This is a genomic window from Streptomyces mutabilis, assembly GCF_046628145.1.
In the GTDB taxonomy this organism is placed as follows: Bacteria; Actinomycetota; Actinomycetes; order Streptomycetales; family Streptomycetaceae; genus Streptomyces; species Streptomyces mutabilis.
In genome coordinates this window covers 5,975,976-5,995,401 of record NZ_CP176874.1, presented here as the reverse complement: position 1 = coordinate 5,995,401, position 19,426 = coordinate 5,975,976, and the positions used below count along the sequence as shown (strand labels likewise).

At 68.9% G+C, this 19,426-nt stretch carries 5 protein-coding genes; all 5 read right to left on the bottom strand.

What is annotated here, in order from left to right:
* Positions 1-57: 57 nt before the first annotated feature.
* Positions 58-2,397, bottom strand: a complete 2,340-nt coding sequence (locus ACLIN4_RS27000; RefSeq protein WP_411576315.1) for a UvrD-helicase domain-containing protein — start codon at positions 2,395-2,397, stop codon at positions 58-60.
* The gene (locus ACLIN4_RS26995; RefSeq protein WP_411576314.1) at positions 2,394-9,209 is read right to left on the bottom strand and encodes a DEAD/DEAH box helicase; all 6,816 of its coding nucleotides are present in this window, start codon (positions 9,207-9,209) and stop codon (positions 2,394-2,396) included. The genes ACLIN4_RS27000 and ACLIN4_RS26995 overlap by 4 nt, the downstream gene beginning before the upstream one ends.
* Complete coding sequence (locus ACLIN4_RS26990; protein WP_411576313.1) at positions 9,206-14,839, bottom strand: hypothetical protein; 5,634 nt, start codon at positions 14,837-14,839, stop codon at positions 9,206-9,208. The genes ACLIN4_RS26995 and ACLIN4_RS26990 overlap by 4 nt, the downstream gene beginning before the upstream one ends.
* Positions 14,836-18,081: an SNF2-related protein gene (locus tag ACLIN4_RS26985; RefSeq protein ID WP_411576312.1), complete on the bottom strand. Its 3,246-nt coding sequence runs from the start codon at positions 18,079-18,081 to the stop codon at positions 14,836-14,838. The genes ACLIN4_RS26990 and ACLIN4_RS26985 overlap by 4 nt, the downstream gene beginning before the upstream one ends.
* Before the next feature lie 102 nt (positions 18,082-18,183).
* The gene (locus tag ACLIN4_RS26980; protein ID WP_411576311.1) at positions 18,184-19,422 is read right to left on the bottom strand and encodes a serine/threonine-protein kinase; all 1,239 of its coding nucleotides are present in this window, start codon (positions 19,420-19,422) and stop codon (positions 18,184-18,186) included.
* Between the last annotated feature and the right edge of the window lie 4 nt (positions 19,423-19,426).

The window sequence follows — 19,426 nt, the reverse complement described above, 5'->3', positions numbered from 1 at the left end:
GTACGTCGAGCGTGAGCCCTGCCGCCCGATCAAGGGCGGCAGGGCTTCCGCACACCTCTACCTGGGCAGGTAAGGACTCGGCTTGCCGTACCAGCTGATCCGCAGGGTGTCGCGGGCGCGAGTGGCCGCGACGAACAGCAGTGACCGTGCCTTCAGTTCCTCGCGGGCGAGGCGCCGGGGGTCCGTGTCGCGGTAGCGCTGGACGACGGACGCGCGGGGGATGACGCCGTCGCGGGCACCGACGATGGCGAGCCTCTGGTATTCGAGCCCCTTGAAGCGGTGCATGGTGCCGACGTGGATGTCGCCGTCTCCCTTAACACCCTCCTTGGTGAGTTCGGCGACGGTCAGCTCGGCCTCGGTCGCCAGGTAGTACATGACCTGGTTGACGGCCTCGCGGTCGGCGACACACACCGCGATGTTCCCGCGGGGGTCGCGGGCCTTGCCGTCGGCTCCGCCGGTGGCGAGCTCCTGGCGCCAGGCCCGGAGCGTGGTGGCGAGCTTGGCGAGTTCGTCGTCCCAGCTGTCGCAGCGGACGAACTCGGGAGCCGGGCCGCGCAGAACCGAGCGGTAGCCGTCGAGGTTGTCGGTGCCGTCGTCCAGGTCGTCGAAGGTGATCTGGTCGCTCTTGGGGTTCACCACTTCCATGGCCCGGTTCAAGATCTCGCGGGTGGTGCGGTAGCTGAGGGTGAGGCGGGCCGCGCGACCGCGGATGTTGACGCCGACGGTGCCCAGGGTGACCTGCTGGTCGTAGATGCGCTGGTGGGTGTCGCCGGCGATGAACATGTCGTCCTCGCCCGGCGCGACCATGGCGCGGAGCATCTTCCAGTGGGCGGGCCTGAGGTCCTGCGCCTCGTCGACGACGATGTGCTTGTACCGGTGGCCCAGGTAGTACATGCCGGAGCTGTCGTCGCGGTGGATGAGGTCCTTGCCGCCGATCTCGTCCTTGTACTCCTGACGTTGCTCGATCTTGGCGGCACGCTGCATCTCGAAGCGGGCGGCGCGCTCGGCAGCCTGGCCCCAGGTCTCGCGCCCTTCCTTGTCGAGACGGGTGGTGAACTGCTCCAGGATCTTCCAGATCTGCGCCCGGTCGGGTCGGCTGACGGACCGGCCACGCCCGGCTCGCCGGGCGTCGAAGTACGCCTTGCGGGTACCGAGGGACTGACCGAGGATCACCTGCTCCCATTCCTCATAAAGGAACTCGGCGTCCCAGCGCTTCTCGTCGAGTTCGAGGAGGACCTGGCGGAGGATGTTCAGAGCGACGTTGTCGTAGATGCGCTGCTTACCGGCACCGGCGACGGTGTTCTCGTTGAGGACGCGGGCGGCGAGCTGGTCGATGTGCGTGATGTCGACTCGGGCCAGCAGGTCGGGTTCGAGCAGGGACGCGAGACGGGCGCGCAGGTCGGTGGTGAGGTTCTTGGTGAAGGTGGTGAGCAGGATCGGCTTGCTGTGGCCGGGGGGCAGTTGTTCGGCGAGGTGCTTGACGCGGTGGAGGGCGACGATGGTCTTCCCGGTGCCGGGGCCGCCGGACACCCTGAACGGCCCGCTGTAGCGGCGGTCGACGAGCTTGGCCTGGGCGGGGTGGAGGAAGACCTTCCAGGCTCGGAAGTCCCCCTCTTCGATGATGTCCTTCAAGGCGTCGTCGATGGTGGTGACCGTGGTGCGGGCGAGCGCCGCGTCCAGGTCCTGCCTCTCCGATTCGTCGAGTTTGACGTCGACGGGAGCGGTGATCTCCTTGCGCACGTCAGCGATGGACAGACCCGCGGCGAGGCCGTACAGGATGTCTTTGGTGAGGAGGGGAGCGCCGGAGACGAGAGCGTCGAGTTCGGTGCTCTCGGTGACCGCGAGGGCGAGGTCGATGAGCTGTTCGGCGACGCCGAGGTCGCGGAGGTCTTCGGCTGAGACGTCGGCGAGGAGCGGCTCGGCCTGGGGAACGGCGGGCGTGGCGTCCGCGGGTTCGGCGGTGGCCGGTACGGGGGCGGTCGTCTCCGGCTCGTCCGTGACGTCCGGCTGCTCGGCCGGGGTGAGCGTCATCCCGGCCCGCTGGAGGACGCTCTGGCCCACCACGGAAAGGTCTACGAACTCGATCTCTCCGGTGATGCGGTTGATCGCGACGGAGAGTTCTTCGTAGACGTGCTTGCGGTGTCGGACAGCGACGACCAGCCACTTCTCGCGACCGGCACCGTCGATGCCGATCTTGGCAAGGAGCGCCCGGTAGCACTGGTCGATCTTGGCGCGGTAGACGCGGCCGTCGCCCTTGAGCGGCTTGAGGTCGAGGCCGGGGTGGTCGGGGTTCTGCCGGAAGCGGTGGCAGAAGTCGTAGAACTTGCCCTTGACCGAGCGGTCGAGCTTGTACAGCTCCTGTTCGGCCTTCTCGTACAGGCTGAGCCGTGCGGTCATCGGTGGGTGGTGCCTTCCGTGTCCGGGAGCAGGGTGAGCAGGGTGTCGAGGTGGTCGAGCCATTCGGCTGCCGTGCGTACGGTCCAGCCGTCGCCGGTGTACGCGTTGTCCCGCTTCTGGCGTTCCTCGCTGTCGTGGGCGTCGGAGTCGACGAACACCGCCACCTTGGTGGCACCGGGCCAGGCGAAGTCGGCCTGCCAGCCTCGGTCGCCCAACTCGTAGCCGAAGACCGGGGCCTTCTTGCCCCGCGCGGCGAGCGTCTTGGCCAACTGCGTGAGATCGGAGTCGGGTTCGTCTTCTTCGAGGAGTTCGAGGATGTCCTCGTCCCAGGCCGCGTCCCGTAGCAGTCCTTCGACCGCCTGCTCCAGAGAGGAGGAGTCCGTGGACCGGTCCGTCGTCGGCTCCGTGACGTCCGCAGGAGCCGTGGCATCGGCGGCTGCCGTCTCGGGGTGCAGCCGCGCGATGAGCGTCTCCAGCTCCCCGGGGCCGCCCGAGACCCGCAGGACCTCCACGGCGAAGTCGCCGGCCAGGCTGCCGGCGAGCTGCACGCCGTCACCTCCGGTGAAGGCGAGGAACTGGAGGAGGTTGGACCAGTAGAGCCAGGAACGCCACCGGAGTTTGTGTGCGGCGGTCCCGAGCTGGTCCTGGTCCTGGTCGTCGAGTACGGCGAGGGCGCCCCAACCGACCCCGGCGGTGCCGTCCGGCCCGCCGGACGGGTCGACGGTGTAGAGCAGCGGCAGACCGTGTTCGTCGGCGGTGGAAAGGACGAGGATCTCGCCGTTCCCGGTGACGGGTTCAAGGTCGGCCGCCGGGTTCCCGCCCTTCGCGAGGGACCCCAGAGCGCTGCGCAGGGTCGCGCGGGCCTGCGCGGGATCGACGTTCTGGGCCAGCGGTTCGGGCGCACTGAGGAGTCCGCCGACCAGCGCCTGGGCCCGCCGCCCCCAGCGGGTGCGGGAGGGGTCGCGGAGGTAGCCGAGGAGCGTGTCGATGGGGTTGGCGAAGACGGCGTCGGCAAGGTCGGCGCGATCGCCGCCGAGCTCCTCGTACCAGTCCTTCGCGGTGTCCTGGCCGGTGCGCCGGTAGGGCGGCCACACCGGGTGGGCCTTGGCACGTTCGCCCTTCTCGAAGAGTTCGAGGTCGTCCCAGGTGATCTGGAAGACGAGGGCTCCGCCGGCGCGCAGCTCGTCCCGCTTCCTGGAGTCCGAAGCGATCCGGTTGTGCGTGCGGGTCGCGTGGAAGCGGTGGCCGTCGAGGAAGACGTGCACCATCTGGGGTGTGCCGTCGGTCCTCTCGAAGGTAAAGTCGGTCCGGGTGAACTCCTCGTCGCGCTGGGCGGTCATGCGCCATGCCGCGGCCCCCGCGAACCGCAGGAGGCCGCTGTGCGCACCGCTCTCCTCCAGGGCGGCGTCGTCCTGGTCCCCGCTCCAGGTACGCAGGGCGGCGAGGAAGCGGGCTTCCAGGTCGGACTCGACCTGCCGGTCCAGGCCGATCGCGGCGGTCGTCGGGATCTCCTTGGTGGCCCAGTAGTTGACCGGTTTTCCCTCGTCGTCGGTGAGCGGACGGCCGTCCTCATCGACGGGACCGAGCAGACTGTTGATGATCTCCAGCGCGTCCTTGCGCGAGACCACGTCCTGGTACCGCTCCTCCGCATGGCGGTGCAGGCAGCGGTGGCAGGCGCGCCGCCCCTCTTCCTTGCAGGGGCATGCGATCAGCATCTGCCGTGCGTCGGCGAGGGTGTCGCGGAAGGCGTCGGGCCCCTTGAGCCGGTCCAGATAGCCAGTGCCTCCCGGCAGCCGGTCGTACAGGACGAGGAAGTGCCGCCGCTCGCCGGTGGCCGCGTCGGGCATCGTGGCGAGGGTGGTGTCCAGGTGGACGGGGTCGCCGCCGAAGTGCCGGTCGACGCCGAGCCGTAGCGCGGCCCGGAAGGAGTGGACCTTCTCGTCGACGAGGACGGTCGCGGCCGGCAGCAGGATGCGCAGGGCCTCGGTGGTGAGTTGGTGGGCGAGGAGCACCGGTTCCTGCTTCGGCGCGTCCGCCCCCCTCTTGCCCCGGCGCAGCGGGCACCAGGGCTGGTGGTGCTTGACGGAGGGGTTGCGTACGGCGGAGGTGTCGAGGGCGTCGGTGTCGTGGTCGAAGACGGGCTTGCCGTCTGCACTGGCCGCCCCGCAGGCGGTGCAGACGTGGAAGGGCGCCAGCCGGACGTCCTGTCCGGCCAGTTCCTCCTCGGCGCGGGCGTCGAACCGCATCGGGCCGACGTTGATCCTGCGGATGACCGCCTTGCGGGAGTAGTCGACGCCGAAGGTCTCGCGGGTGTGCCGCCAGGACGCCTTGGCCTGGATGTGCTCCGCCGAAAAGTCGACCGCGTCGATGACGGTGTAGAAGCGCTGCTCGCGGTCGTCCTTGTCGTCTCCGATGCGGGCGTCGTCGCGCTTGTCGCGGGAGGTGACGACGGTCGGTTCGATCACATGGTGGAGGCAGGAGCCGTCGTCGGCGATGCCGGTGCTGTGGCAGCGCGGGCACGGGCTGCGGTCCTCGGCGGCGTTCTCGGTGCGGACGTAGCCGCACTCACGGCAGAAGCGCCAGGGCGTCCAGTCGGGCCGGGTGGAGTTGCCGATCTCGATGCCGGTGATCTGGTGCTTGTAACCGTTGACATAGAACGTATTGCCGGGCGCGAGTTCGGACAGCGCGTAGCGCTGGGGCCGCTCGTACGGACGCATCTTGGAGTCGAAGCGTTCCCGCCCCGTCTTCGGATCGGGGCCGTCGAACCAGTACAGGGTGGCATTGAGGGTGGTGACGGCGTCGAGCAAGGCGTAGTTCGGCAACAGGCCGAGGTCGCAGAGGGCCTGCTGGGCGGTCACGTTGCCGCGTTTCATCAGGCGTCGGCCGACGGCCCGGTGCTCCGCTTCGAGTTCGGCTTTGCGGACGCGCTGCTCGTCGTCGTCCTCGTGCAGTTCGCGGACGGCCTCGTCGATGAAGGTGAGCCTGCGCCGAAGTTCCTCCTCCCCGCGCTTCCACTGCCGTGCGGCCTCCTCCACGGTGCCGCGCAGCCTGCGCTTGGCGTAATCGCGCAGTTCGTCGGCGGCCTGGGGGCTGACACCCGTGGGGAAGAGACCGAGGAAGGCCTCCACGTGCTCGGTGGCACCGGCGAGCGCGGCCTCGACGAGGTCTTCGAGGTATCCGGTGGGACCGAAGAGGGCCGGTGCTTCACGGGGGATCGCCGCGAGCGTCCGCCCGTCGGCGCGCTTCAGCCGGCCCTGCGCGGCGAGGTCGAGGAGGTGGGCCAGGTACTGCCGGCGCAGGATCTCGATCGCCGACAGGTGGCTGCCCGGCGGCACGATCTGCCCGGCGATCATCTCGCGGGGCTGGTCGAGGTAGTACAGGTCCCGACGGCTGCGGTCGGGAATGGTGAGGAGGAAGGCGTTGCCGGTGCGCCGTCCCGCGCGGCCGACCTGCTGGACGTAGTTGGCGGCGCGGCGGGGCAGGGCGGCGAGCACAACGGCCGACAAGTCGCCGATGTCGATGCCCATCTCCAAGGTGGGCGTGCAGGACAGCACGTTGGGGTCCTTAAAACCGCTGCCGTCCCGGAACGCCGCCTCGACCCGCTCGCGTTCCGGGCGGGTGAGCATGCCGGTGTGCTCGGCGGTGATCACCTGGTAGGTGCCGGCCTTGCGGTAGAGCCTGCGGTAGTAGTCCTCGCGGTAGTCGCGGTCGCGCTGGTGTCGGCCGAGCCCTTCCGGCCGGGTTCCGGCGACGAGACGGCCGGTGCGGCAGCGGTAGGCGGGGCACTTCTGGCCGTCCCACTGTCCGAGCAGGGACGGGTGGACGGTCTGTTCCCAGAAGCAGGACGGGCAGCGGACGAACGCCTCGTTGACCTCATCGTCCTTCAACAGCTGAACGTCGACGGCACCCGGCTTGAGCCCGTAGATCCGCAGGCTGCTGTCCTCGGGCGTGCGGGCGGCGAGCAGCCCGGCGGCGACGAGTTCGGGCAGCAGCCGGGACCAGAACTCGGCGGCGTGCTCGCGGGGCAGTCCGAGGCTGCGCTGTGCCCACCGCTCGTACCACGAGAGGCGTCCGGTGGCGAAGTCGAACTCGCTCCTCGACTTCGGCGCGCTCAGCAGGAAGACGGGTGCGGCGATGCCCTTGGGGAAGGCACGCATACCGACGGGCCGCTTGCCCCAGATGAAGTAGCGGCTGGTTCCGGCTTCCTTCAGATAGCCGTCCAGCCAGCGGTGGCCGATGGCGCCGCGGGTCCGCAGCCGCTCCAGGAAGATTCGAAGGAAAGAAAGGTACCGGTCGTCGTCCAGTGCGTCGGGGACAGGTAGTTGGCCGCCCTTGCCGTACGGGGCGGTGTGCGTGGTGCGGACGATCTCGACGGCGGCGGACGGATCCGCTATGCGTACCTGCGCGGCGGCGGTGCGGGTGAGTTCGAGGGTGCGGCCGTTACGGGACCGGAACCCGAACTCCATCAGCGCCTCGAAGGCGAAGCGCTCCCCGATCAGCTGCCAGGTCTTGTAGTCCCCTCCCCGGCCCTGACCGGAGAGGAGTTTCTTGACGCCCTTGATGTCGTGCAGGTCGGTGGGGACGACGGCGGCGAGCGTCGTGCGGTCGGTGGTCGCGGCGACCACATCGGCGATCAGGTCGTTGAGCGCGGTCGGGGCGTCCTCGGAGAGGTGGCTCTTGAACAGGGCGCGCAGCGAGAAGGTGTACGAGCGGCTGGCGACGAATCCGGCGCGGTGCGCGGCGTCCTGCACCGAGTCGTTGAACATCAGGGTCTTCGTCTCACCCTGCTTCTCGTCCAGTTCCCCGCCGGTGAACAGCTGGGTGACGGAGGCGGCGGCGAGCGCGGCGGCGCCGGTACCGAGGAAGCGGATCGTGTTGCGCGAGCCGCAGGCCGGGCACCAGTCCTCCTCGGCGGCGGTGGTCGCGGTCTCCCCCAGGTAGACGAGCACGAACGCCGAGTCGGCGCCGGTCAGCCGGGGGCTGCCGGTTTCCGGTTCGTAGTCGGCCACCGGGTCGGGGAGCCGCAGCCTGCGCTTCGGGCCGTCCAAGACGCGGAGCTGGCCCGCCCCGGCCACATGGAGCGCGTTGGCGCCGGCGCGCCCGGCAGCGCGTCCTGCCCCTTCCATGGGCGCGGCTCCGGAACCTTCCCGCGCCTCGCCGTCAGTGGCGGCGATGAGATTGCGCACCCGCATCTTGTCCTGGCTGACCGAGGCCCGCCGGATCTTGTGCGTGTCGACCTCGACGGCCAGATCGTCGGACTCCGGGGTGAAGACCGCCCAGCCGGACCGGCCGCAGTCACGGCAGTAGACGGCGGGCAGGAACAGGTTCGCCGACTGTCCCTCGGTGGCGGTGGTGACGGGCGCGGTGCGTGCTGTCGCCTCCTCGGAGGTCTCGGGCGCGCCGGCCACGTCCCACTGGAACTCGGCCTTGGGCCAGGGCAGCACACCTCGTACGAGGCGGGAGACCGACCGGGCCCACTGGTGGACCTCGGCCTGCACGAAGGGACGGGGTTCCTTGGGCGTGGACGCCGGGTCTCGGGCGACCGAGAGGAGCGCGACGAAGCGGGCGAGTGCCTTCGCCGCCACCTCGGGGCGCAGGGTGATGGTCCGGCCCCAGGCCTGGGCGCCGCGGCGCCACATCAGATCCAGGACCTCGGGCATGGAACGCACCTGCCCGTCCAGGGCGTGCAGCACGGCGGCGGTCAGCGGGTGCCGCTTCATTACCCGGCCGAGCGTGAACGGATCGGTGTCCCGGCTCCCGGTGACGACCTCTGCGAGAGCGGCGAACTCCTCATCGCCGAGCGTGGGATCGGGCAGCGCGGCCAGCTCGTCGGGAGTCGGCACGGGCAGGATCGGGTCGAAGTCGTCGCTGGGCACGAACTCGTCCACCGTCAGCCGCTGTTCACCAACGATGGCGTCTGCGGTGAACTCGGTGCCGAACACCTGGGTCGCCACGTCGAGCAACTGCCGCGCTCCGTCTGCGTCCGTCCCGGAGGCGAGGGTCGCGGAGGTGGCGACCGGGCAGATACGGCCGAGCGGACGCCCCTTCTCCGAGGCCCCGACGGCGGAGGCGAGCCGGCGCAGGAGCATCGCCACGTCCGTGCCTTGCGCGCCGTCGTAGGTGTGGAACTCGTCGACGACGACGTACCGGATGTCGGAGCCCGCCCACATCGCGGCGTCGTCGGCACGCTGGAGGAGGAGGTCCAGCATCTTGTAGTTGGTGATGAGGATGTCGGGTGGGGTGACCTGCATGTCGTAGCGGTCGGTGTACACCCGCCCGTACCGGGTGGCCGCGCGCTCACCGATGTAGAGACCGGCCCGGACCTTGTTGAGTTCGGGGTAATCGGTGAGGAGCCCGTTGATGCGCTGCGCCTGGTCGGTGGCGAGGGCGTTCATGGGGTACAGGAACACGGCCTTGACGCCTGCCTGACCGGCGGCCCGCTCGCGGGCGCAGTGGTCGAGCACCGGGTAGAGGAAGGATTCCGTCTTGCCGGATCCGGTGCCGGTGGTGACGAGGGTCGGCCGGGGCGTCCGCCCGCCTGCGGACGACAGTCGCTCGAAGGCCACGGCCTGGTGAGCGTACGGCGTCCAGCCGTCCGTGCGGCGCCAGTCCAGGTACTGCTCCCACGACGGGTCCGCCGGGACGAAGGGCGTGCGCAGGCGGAGGAACGGGCCCCGGAACATGCCGGAGTTGTCGTCCCCCAAGAACCGGTGCAGCGCCTTCCGGGCGCCCTCGTCGGTCAGGGCGTAGGTGGTGGAAAGGTACTGGAGCAGGCTCTCCTTCAACCCCTCCGCTTCGAGCGTCGGCCTCACGGCTTCGGCACCTCCTGCTTGACCGGGTCCCACTTACCGGCGGCGACGGCCTCATCCAGCCGCTTCTGGAAGTAGGCGTGGGCTTCGCGCATCTCGATCTCGCGGTCGGCCTTGTAGAAGGGGGCGGTGTAGCCGTCGGGGGCGGGGGTTTGGGGAGCGGGGTTGTTTTCCGGGTCAGCCTGGTGGGCTTTGAAGGCGGGGTCGGCCTGATACTTCTCGAACTGCTTCCAGTGGTCCTTGTCCTGGCCGTGGCCGTAGGTGTAGCGGTCACCGGCGATCTTGCGCTCGGTGGCGTCGAACCAGGTCACTCGATCGAAGTCCTGCATGATCGGGAAGCGGGCCCTGTACATGGTGATGAGCGTGTCGGCATCGATGCCGAGCCATACGGCTACGAGGGCGTCGATCTCGACGAGGGCGGCTCGGCGGGCGTACTCAGTACGGAGGGGGGTATCGCGCTGCCAGGTGGGGGTGGTCTCGTTGAGTCTCGTCGACATCAAGGGCCAGGGGCGTGCCCAGGGCTCCTGGTCGGCCCAGGTGAGGTCGTGGAGTTCCTTCCAGAGGTCGGCGTAGGCAGTGGTGAGGCAGTTCAGGCGAAGGGTGCGGAGAAGGAGGGCAGGGGCTAGGGGGTGGTCACTTTGTGCCGCGGGCATAGCATGCGCACCGGCGAGCTGGAGATCTCCACGTCCTGTCGTACGAAGGAAGTAATCCAGCGGGAGCGACGCCCAGAACCCTGCTGCCAAACTCGTTGCACGGTTGGAACGCAGGGCTGCGCTGTACACCATGTGTACGTGTGCAGCCTGTGGTGGAATTATAGCCGCGAACAGAGCGCGCTCAGTATCCGGCGCGATCTGCCGACGCCAAGCAAACCGGAAGAATTCTGTGTACGGCCTTGTCGCCCGCGCCACGAAAACCTCGTCCACCGACTCGTAAGGGATCGTTTCCGGGCGGCAGGCCTGTTTTTCGGCGAGCGAATCCCGTACGGCTCGAATTTCCTGGTCCGAAGCCCTCAGACGCTCAAGTAGCTCGTAGTTCAGCCACCGGTCATGCTCACCTCGATAGGCGGCCTCATCCACGACGCGTCGGTACTCCGACTCGGGCACCGCCCCTGGGGACAATGTGACGTGGTTGAGTCCACGCACCTCACCGTTCCCCTGACTGGGCTGCTTGTAAAAGGGATTGGCAACGCCGATCTGCGGGCCCTTGAGGATAACCTCCTCCCAACCATCAGCCTGGTAATCACTCCTACCGTTATGGCCTTTGTTGTAGTCAATCAGGGACTGGTCTTTATTGGGGCCGTATTCCGGCTTCTTAGCGGCTCCTTCATCGAATCCAATGGTGATTTGTGGACGTAGCCCCAAAAGACGCGATGGATACGCTGCAAGCGCGTTGATGGCAGGATCCTCAGCCGTACTAACTGGAGTGAGGAGGCGAGCTCTTTCCACGGGAACTTCCTGTTCCCCGGAGAGCTTTTGCCAGCGCGCCAGAGTATCCCTCGTTACCCGGATAATCCGCTTGCTGTGCGGTCGCTCATCCCAGTCACCGTTGAACTTTACGCCTGGTGCGTCCCCCTTGCCATCGTGTCCCGCAGATAGCCGGAACGCATCGACGGAGAAGAGCCAGGACAGGTGCTGGAAGTTGATCTGCCCAGGCGTGCCGTAGATGTGGACTCCGAAGTGGCTGGACCGACCGACGGGTGGCGGGAAGAACCTATTGCCCGCATTGACGAAGTCGCCGTGCATCCGGAGCCGCCGGTATGCGGCCTCACGGAGACTGGCCTCTTTCTCCCCATTGAAGTGGGTGTCGGGGTGCACCAACCCAACGCTGCCGAACGCTGCGGTGTGATCCCACGTTTGGCACATGAATGTGCGATACAGATCGGGCTTCGTTCCCGTGATCAGCGGATAGACCTGCGACGCTGCCAGGTAGTCGGCTAGTGCGATCGTGGACGTCATCTCCCGCAACGTGTACGTCGCTACCTCCGCCTTAACCAGCTCAGCCGCGCGTCGCCGCCGCTTCTCGGTCGCTGGCGGCTTCTCCGTAAGCATGAACCACGGTTCGAACTCGGCAATGACGGAGTCCTCTTTCCACTGCGGCCGCACCCACGGCGGGTTCCCCACCTGCAGATCGAACCCGCCCCCTTCAGCGAAGGCGAACGCGAAATCCAACTCCCAGTGCAGGAAGCCCTGCTCCTCGGCAATCTCCCGAACGGCCCGCATCCACGGGTAGCGCGTCTCCGGATCGAGCCGGTCCATCCACATCTCGTCCAGGAGTAGCTCTTCGTAGTCCTTCAACCCCTCAAGACTGTCGAAGGCGGATCCGATGCTGTCGTCCGGAACAGGACCAACCCCGAGCATCGACTCCAGGAAGTCGAGCCAGTCGTTCAAGTCCTTGAGCGGGATGGCAGGGCGGCGACGCTTTGGCACGGGACCCTTCGGCTTCTTGCGCTGCTTCGGGACGCCAGCCTTTTGCACCTCGTAGAAGTAGTCCCCCTCCGCCTCCATGCCCGCGTCGTCGAGGGAGGGCTGATCACCAGCCATCTGGAAGAGCAACCCCGCCTGAGCGAACCGGGGCGCGGGCCCGCTCGCCGCAGGAGCAGGCGCAGGTTCGCTACTCGACCGCGCCTCCTCCGGAGCCACCTGAGGCGTCGCCAGCTCCCCGAACCCGCCCAGCAGCTCCTCCACGTCGACGGACTCCGCCGCGTACTCCCCGTCCGTGCCGTCGAGCAGACCGACCTTGTTCACCGGCCAGAACCACAGCGCGCACCAGGCGTCCATCACCTGCTTCAGCCGCCAGTACGGCGTGTCCACGGCGTTGAAGAGGTCCGCGTAGACCTTCTCCTTCGACAGCCGCGTGGCATCGCCGTTCTCAGCTCGGCGCAGAAACGCGAACTCCTCGTCCCTCGGGTCGGCTTCCCAGACGTCGATGCTGCGGGCGATCTCCCGCTCCGACAGCTCCATCCGCTTGACGACGAGCTTCCACAGGAACTCCGCGCGTCGCGCCGCGTCCCGCAGCCGCGTGTACTGGGAGGCGGCCTCGTCCCCGGTCTTCCGGTCGATCCTCGGCGTGCCGGCCTTCGTGTACTTCCGCTCCGGCTTCTGGAGGATGCCCTTCTTCCAGTCCTTGAGCTGCTCCACGCCATCCCCGGCAAGCTGCCCGAGCAGCTTCTTCGCGTCACCGCCCGCCCGCGTCACCGCCGCCCAGCCCGGCGTCGGCAGCAGGAACTGGTGCACCGCACCGTCCGGCAGCGGCAGTTCCTGCCCGCCCGCCTCGTTGTCCCGGAACGGCAGCCGCGTCGGCGCCAGGGTGTCCTTGTCCTTCAGCCAGGCGGGCTTGCCCTTCTGCGGTGAGACATCCTCCGCCGCGTACACCGCGCGCCGCCCGCCGATCAGCGAGTTACCGCGCCGCAGGTGCAACCCGAACCACGGCGCCCGCATTCCGGGATGCATCGTGTTGAGCCACAGCGAGACCTCGGCCAGCTCGACGCCCGTCCGGTTCAGGTCCACGCCGTACGCGTTGTGCAGCGCGATGTACGCCTTGACCTTCTGCTTCTCCGTCAACGCCTGCGAGGTCGGGATCGAGCGGCCCAGCTCGTCCTGCCGCCGCCGCAGATACTCCTCGGCGACCTGGTTGATCGCCTCGTTGAGGAACGCCCCGGAACCGAGCGCCGGCTCGCAGATGCGGTACTTCAGCAGCTCCGAAGCCCGGGTCTTGATGACGTTCCCGGCCTCGTCCTTCTCCTGGTCCAAGCGGTGCTTCAGGGCCAGTTCGACGGTGACCTTCGTCAGCGACTCGGGAGTGTAGTAGGAGGCGGAGGTCTCCCGGTCACGCCCCGCGAGGCGGTAGACGAACGTCCCCGCCGGGTACTTCTTCGGCCCGCGCAGGCCCTTCTCCTCGCGGTCCCGCTCGTCGTACTGGACCCAGGTCTTCTCGTCGTACTCCTTGAGCCGGTACGAGGGGACGAGCCACGACCCCTTCTCCGGGTCTCCGCCCTTCGCGACCTCGCACAGCTCCTTGTCCGCGATGATGCCGGTGTACGACATCAGGCCCTCGTAGACCGCGCCGAGCTGGTTGATGCCCAGGTTGCGGTACGAGATGAAGCCGCCACGCTCACCGCGCCGCTTGGCCTTCTTCATGGTCAGCAGGCGCAGCACCTCGTGCAGCGCGCTGTTGCGCAGACGCAGATCCAGCCAGGCCGGGCCCTCCGGGCTCTCCTCGTCACGGCGCGGGTCACGGGTTCCGCGACCGATGAGCTTCACCGCCCCCGGCTCGAAGAGCTCACTCCGCAGCGGTTCGAAGCGCAGCCCGCGGCCCTCGCTGCGCTGCTTGGCCTTCTTCTTCCGGGTCTCGGCGTCGTCGCCGTCCTGCTCGTCCCACGGCTCGGTGCCGTACTCGCGGTGCCCGTAGTTGACCTTGTTGAAGAGGAGGCCGAGGGAGTCGTGGAGGTGGGTACCGTTCCGGGCGGTCTCGTCCGTGAGCTGGGCGTCCCGCTCGACGATCTCGCGCAGGCGGGCCACCGAATAGCCGGCCTCGTACGTGCCGTCGTCGGCGGGGAGGATGCCCAGTTCGGGGCGGGCCTCGGCGTACAGGAGGAACAGGATGCGGTAGAGGTAGCGCAGCGCCTCGCGGGTGAGCTGCCGGGCGAAGGGCTCCCCAGGCTCTTCGAGGTCGCGCGGTTCGAGACCGGTCTCCTCCAGCCGGGCCAGGACCTCGTTGGCGATGATTTCGACGGACTTCTGGAGTCCCTGGCGCAGCTCGCCGGAGACCCCGACCGCGTTGTCCCTGGACGCCTTGACCAGGGCGTCGATGGCGGGCCCCTTGCCGTCCTCGGTCGGGGCGAGCGCGTCGTGGCTGAACAGACCGGCGATGGTGGCAAGTTCGCCGCACTGCTTGCGGTCGTAGCGCTCCAGGGCGGCGTCGAGGTTGACGGCGAGGTAGCGGCCCTCGCCCCATGCCTGCCGGTCGGCCAGGACGATCACACCGCCGCAGAGCAGCAGGACGAACCGCGGGGCGCTGCCGCCCTCGCCGCCCAGTTCGCTCTGGAACAGCCAGGTGGCGAGGGCGTGGCCGGACTCGTAGGTCTCGCCGTTCCCCACTGTTCGCAGCGGGTGGAGCAGACGACCGTAGCCGTCGGCGTCCAGGGCGGTGTCATTTTTCGCGGACCAGCCGCAGTCGACGGCGACGATGCCGTCACCGTGCCAGGCGACCTTCACCGTGTGGTCGCGCCCGGCACGGTGGACGGTCAGCTCGCGCGGGCCGTCTTCGGCGTCGGCCCCCGGGTATCCGAGGGCGGTGAGGACCTTGCGGTGCCATGCGGCGACGCGCTCGCGCCACTCATCGTCCTCGTAGGTGTTGAGGCGCTCCTCGAAGCCCTCCTTGTCCGGGTATTGGTCGTCCGCGGCGTCCGCCTTGGCCTGCTCGGCGAAGAATCCCCGGTACTTCTCGTCGAGGTAGACGGAGCGCAGGCCGCGCAGGGCGACACGCGGAGTGGTCCGCTCGTTGTTCTCGTCGGACTCGCGGTCGGCCCAGATCGCGAAGACGCCCTTCTTCAGGCCGTCGGCGAGCTGCTCGGCGAAGTAATGCGCGGACAGGTACTCGCCGCGGTTGGAGAAGGAGTCGAAGTCGGTGCTCATCGGGCGGTCGTCTCTCCGGCGTCGGGCAGGTCGGTCGCGGCGGACCCGGCGGTGGGTGGTACGGGGGTGGCGGCGAGCGGTTCGAGGACGGCGAGGAGCCGCAGCAACGGAGCGCCGGACGTGCGCAGGGAGCGGATCAGCGTCCGGCGCCGGTCGGCCGTGAGGTTCACGTCGTTCTTCTTCTTCTGGGAGCGACGGGCCTCCGTGGTGAACAGCGCGGCCTGCTTCCACTCGGTGACGCGCTTCTCGAACGGCGCGAGCACGGCCTCGATCTGCTGCGCGTACGCGGCCTCACGCCCCTCCAGGAACCTCCGCGCCTCGCCGACCGCGGCCGGCACCCAGCTCTGGAGGAGGTCTTTGTTCACCGGAGCAGCGCGGCCCGGCATGCTCGGGCCGACCCGGCAGGCGGCGAGGAAGGCGTTGTCCATGCGGTAGGTGCGCGGGGCGTCGGGCAGGCCGGTGACGGCCATCCATTCGACCACGGTGGGGCGTCCGACCTTGTTCGAGTAGATACCCTGGAGGAGGTAGACCGGGCCGTCGAGCGCTGCGGGCAGCTCCGGATTGATGTCGGCCGCCTTGTCGCGGTCCGGGTCGAAGGCGAGCACGAACGCCTCGTCGTGGCGGAGCGCGGCGAGCGCCTTGTCGGTGACCCAGTCCAGGACGGGGTGCACGTCGGAGACGTAACTGACGTTCGGCCACTGGCTGTCGGACTCTTCGCGGGCCACCTTCAGGCGCTTGCCGGCGAGCCCCTTGTCGAAGGTGAGGCGGATGCGCGCCTCCTTGTTCGCCGTGGGGAGGATAGCCTGTTCGGTCAGATAGGACTTGGGCAGGGCCTTCAGGCGGTGGAGGAGGTCCTGCGGCGGCTGGAAGGCGATGGTTCCGTCGCCTTCGCGGCGGAGCTTGAGGACGATGTCGGGGGTGCTGGGGTGGCAGACCTGGCGGAGCGCCTCGTCGAAGTAGTCGGAGGTGGCGGTGGTGCTGCCGACCGTGCCGAACAGGCTGGGCACGGTGGCCCGGGGGATGTCGTCCGTCGGCTTCTTCGCTCCGACGTTGCCCATCGCCCTGGCGAGCATGGCCTTCGCTCCGCCACCCGCCGTCGACGACGACTGCTTGATCGACTCCTCGACGGTGCGGCCGGCGATGAGGTCGCGGGTGAGCCGATCCTCTTCTTCCTTCGCCTTGTAGATCCCGGTGACCGCCTCCGCGGTGCCCTCGATGCGGTGGGCCTCCTCCTCGCGGGCGAGCAGCTTCGCGCCGACAAGGCGGTCGTCGAGCGGCAGGGGCTCACCGGTCGCGTCGTCGGTGCGCCACTCCACGTCGCTGGTGAGCACCAGGGCCCGGAAGCGAGGGTTCTTCTTCTGACCGTAGCGGTCGATACGGCCGTTGCGCTGCTCGATGCGGATCAACGACCAGGGGAGGTCGTAGTGGATCAGCTCGTTGCACTGCTGGTGCAGGTTGACGCCCTCGGAGGCCACGTCGCCGGTGAACAGGAGCCGGACGGGCTTCGTGGCCAGGCCGAACTCCTCGACGATGCGCTGCTGCTCCTCCTCGCCGGAGGCGTCGGCGTGCATGACCTCGACGACTCCGCCGTATGCCTTCCAGGGCTTGGAATCCTTCTCGCCCTGTTCCAGCTGCTTCGTCCGCGGGAAGCCTAGCCGGGCCGGGACGGTTTCGGCCAGCCACTTCAGGGTGGGGATGCGCTCGGAGAAGACCACGACACGGGTATCCGAGCCGGGGCCTACGCCGATCTCCTCCAGCGCCTTGACCAGGGCTTCGAGCTTGGACGAGTCGTCGTCGCCGAGATCGTCCGCGAGGCGGGCGAGGTCGACGATCGCCTTCCGTTCGATCTGACGCGCGGCCTCCAGCTGGGCCGGGTCCTGGCCCTTGCGGACCTTCAGGGGCTTTTCGAGGGTGTTGGTCCGGGCGGCGACGGAGGTCTGGAAGGCGCGGTGGGAGGAGAGGAAGGCCTTCAGCAGGTTGTAGGCGACCATCGAGTCCACGCACACGGAGGAGGCTGCCGGATCGCTCGGGATCCAGCGGGCGGCGAGCTCCGCCAGGACCGCCTCCTCCTTCTCGGTTGCCTTGGCGATCACCGGCTTGGAGGGACCGCGGTCCGCCCACTCGCCCTTGAGGGAGTCGCGTACCTCACGGTCCGTCTTGGTGCGGCGGATGTAGAGGTGCCCCAGGTCCTTCACGTCGTACGACGACGGGTCGGCGATCGCGGCCTCGTCCAGCATGCCGATCAGTTCGGCGAAGGACTGCGCGTCCCCGTTGTGAGGGGTGGCCGAGGCCAGGACGAAGGCGTCGCTGCGGCGGGCGAGGAGGCGGGCCAGATGGTTGTTCTTCGTGTTCCGGTTGACCAGGTTGTGGGATTCGTCGATGACGACGGCGTCCCAGTCGGTGTTCTCCAGGTGGTGGGCGTAGACGTCGCTCTTGAGGGTGTCCACGGAGATGATCGCCCGCTTGAAGTAGGCGAACGGGTTCCGGCCGGCCGGGATGTCCTGCTGGATGCGCTGGATGCCGGTGGAGTCGAGACGGACGAGCGGAATGGAGAAGCGGGTCCACAGCTCGCGCTGGAACTGCTCCAGGACGTGCGCCGGCGTGACCACGAGGATGCGCTCGCCGCGCCCTCGGCGGATCAGCTCGGCGAGGAGGATGCCGATCTCCAGGGTCTTGCCCAGACCCACCACGTCCGCGATGAGCACGCGCGGCTGCGGGTTCTCCTGGGACAGGGCCAGCTCGGCGGGGCGGAGCTGGTGCGTCTGCTGGTCCATGAGGAAGTTGCCGACCAGCGCGAGCCCGTGCTCGGTCTGCGGCAGGGCGGTCTTGCGGATGACGGCCTCCAGGTAGAGGCGCGCCTTGCGGTGGTTCGGTGACGGGTCGGGAACCAGACGGGTCTTGTCGGGGTCGATCGGCTCGATGTGGTCCAACTTCTCGTAGAAGACGGCGTCCATGCCGCGCACCAGGGAGGAGACGCCGGAGGCCTCGACCATCCAGCCGTCGTACCTCGTCGGCTCGACCTTCTTCACCAGCCACTGCTCGTCGCGCACCAGGACCTGGGAGCCCGGAGCGAACCGGGGGCGGCGGGAGCGCGGACCGACACCGGACTCAGTGTCCGGTGAGGTCCGGTCGCGGACCACCGAGCCGTCCACCGAGTCGAAGGTTCCCTGCCCCTCGGACGCCGTGCCGCCGCCCGCCCCCGCACCGCTCACGAACCGCTCCGTTCCTTCGTCGTCCCGCATGCCGTTCCTACTACCGCTTCACAGTCTTCTCGCCCGCCGCACGTCATGGCGCACCGGGGCCACTTCCACGCGGACGCCCTGTCCGTCTGACTTCACCGCAGGTCACAGGGCGGCTTGCATCGCGTACCGAGCCCTCAGCTCCTCGGCCACCTTCTGCGAGGCCGGTTTCCGTCCGGGCCTGCGGGGCGGCTCGGCGGGCGTCTGCTCGGTGGGGCGAGAGGTGTCCCCACGCTTCGCACCGTCGCCCGACGGTACGGCCGCGAACTCGGTGCGGAGTCCGCCTGTCCGTTCCGCACCGGAGGAACCGGCCTGCTCCTCGTCCTCGGCCGGGTCGGGGCGGGCCGGGCGGTCGAGCGGGCTGTCTGCCCCGTCCTCGTCCACTACCTGGGTGTGGACGTCAAGGGCGTCGCCGTACTGGATCGCGATACGCTCCCACACCGCCGGCGAGGGCCCGGTGCGACCGTCCCCTCCACCGAAGGGAGCCGCCACGTCGATCAGGGCGTACCGCGCCTCGACGGGTGTGAACCCGGCGTCCTTCATCAGCGCCACGCACTGCTCGGTGACCTCCGCGAGCGCGGGCCGGTCCTCCGGGGCGTGGGCGAGCATCGCCGTGATCAGCGGGACGAGCGGCTCGGGCAGCCCGGACAGGTCCGGTGGCTGTGCCTCGTCGGTCACCTGGGCGACGATGGCCGGCCAGCCGCGGCCGTCGTACGGATAGTGGCCGGCCGCCGCGTACAGCAGGACCGTGCCCAGGCCGTACACGTCGGCCGGTGTCTTCACGCGGGAGCGACCGAGGGCCTGCTCCGGCGGCATGCAGCGGACCGTGCCGATGATCATGCCGTCCTGCGTGAGGGTGTCCTTGCCCGCGTCCAGGAACGCGCCCAGTCCGAAGTCGATCAGGATCGGACCGTATTCGCCGAGCATGACGTTCTGCGGCTTGAGGTCGCGGTGCAGCAGATCGACGGCGTGCACCGCCGCCAGGCCCTCGGCGAGCAGGGCACCGAGGCTGGCGACCAGCGCCACCGGGAGCGTGCCCGTGCTCTCGACCTGTTCCTGGACCGTCCGGCCGGGCACGTACTCGACGGCCATCCACGGCTCGTCGGCGTAGGGATCGGCGTCGAGGAAACGGGCCACCCGGTTGGTTCCGACGACCGTCCGGGCGATCAGCGCCTCTCGCTCGAAGCGTGCCCGGGTGGCCTGGTCCAGCCTGTCGTTCCTGATCACCTTCACCGCGACCGGGTCGCCGCCGGGTGAGTAGGCCAGATAGACCTGTCCCATGCCCCCCGCGCCCAGCTCGCGCTCAACCGTGTACCGGCCGATCTGCGTGGGCACCTCAGTCATCTCT

Coding starts and splice junctions, on each gene's coding strand:
- ACLIN4_RS26990 (WP_411576313.1), bottom strand. CDS start 14,839: ATGAGCACCGACTTCGACTCCTTCTCCAACCGCGGCGAGTACCTGTCC.
- ACLIN4_RS26985 (WP_411576312.1), bottom strand. CDS start 18,081: ATGCGGGACGACGAAGGAACGGAGCGGTTCGTGAGCGGTGCGGGGGCG.
- ACLIN4_RS26980 (WP_411576311.1), bottom strand. CDS start 19,422: ATGACTGAGGTGCCCACGCAGATCGGCCGGTACACGGTTGAGCGCGAG.
- ACLIN4_RS27000 (WP_411576315.1), bottom strand. CDS start 2,397: ATGACCGCACGGCTCAGCCTGTACGAGAAGGCCGAACAGGAGCTGTAC.